The following is a 915-nucleotide window of genomic DNA, read 5'->3' as shown; positions in this document are numbered from 1 at the left end:
AAAAAAGCATCGGCCTTCTTTGCCCGGGAACTGAAGTGACTTACCGTGTGGTAACTCATTTGCAACAGGAGGCCGTATCGGTCAGTCACGCCTGCCGGCTTTTGCAGGTGAGCCGCTCTGGCTACTATGCGCACCGGAGCGCGACGCCGAGCGCGAAGAGGTTGCAGGAAAAGACGCACGTCAAGGCAGCATTCGCCGCGAGCGGCGCGAGCTATGGTAGTCGCCGCGTGATGCATGCGCTGCGGGAGCAAGGGCTACGAATCGGTCGTTACCGGGTGCGTATGCTGATGCGTGAAGCGGACCTGCGCACGAGCTGGAAGCGCAAGTTCGTCTCGACGACCGACAGCAGACATACGCTACCTGTGGCAGAGAACGTGCTCGGCAGACAGTTTGACGTGGCCGAGCCCAATCGTGCATGGGTTTCGGACATCACATATATCCGCACGGCGCAGGGCTGGCTCTATCTGGCAGTCGTGCTGGACCTGCACTCGCGCAGGGTGGTTGGCTGGTCAATGGCACCCACCATGCCGGCTGGACTGGTCATGTCGGCATTGACGATGGCGCTGCAGCAGCGTCGGCCAGCGCCGGGGCTGGTTCTGCATTCGGACAGGGGCAGCCAATATGCAAGCGATGAGTACCAGGCCTTGCTGAAGCAGCATCACGTGGTTTGCAGCATGAGTCGCAAGGGAAATTGTTGGGACACTCAGTCTAATATCCCTTTCGAACGTCGGCCCGATCTGACTCGTGCTGGGACTGGCCAAGCTGCCTTTGAGTTGACCTGTCGATCGGGTTCCGGCGTTCCCCGAGCGTTGCCGGGCTCACCGTCTGTGACCTGATAGGAGCTTTGTACTGCACCGTGAGTGTCCTGTCCTGCGAGTGGGGTTGGCGATGCGCCCACTACAACGGATATACGCA

1 protein-coding gene is annotated in these 915 nt (G+C 60.2%); it reads left to right on the top strand.

What is annotated here, in order from left to right:
- Positions 1–836 (top strand): IS3 family transposase (locus tag VSR72_RS43980; RefSeq protein WP_342958416.1); only part of this gene is annotated, 836 nt, incomplete at its 5' end.
- Between the last annotated feature and the right edge of the window lie 79 nt (positions 837–915).

It is taken from the genome of Paraburkholderia sp. JHI869 (genome assembly GCF_038900775.1).
Taxonomy (GTDB): domain Bacteria; phylum Pseudomonadota; class Gammaproteobacteria; order Burkholderiales; family Burkholderiaceae; genus Paraburkholderia.
This window is presented reverse-complemented; position numbering and strand designations above follow the sequence as displayed.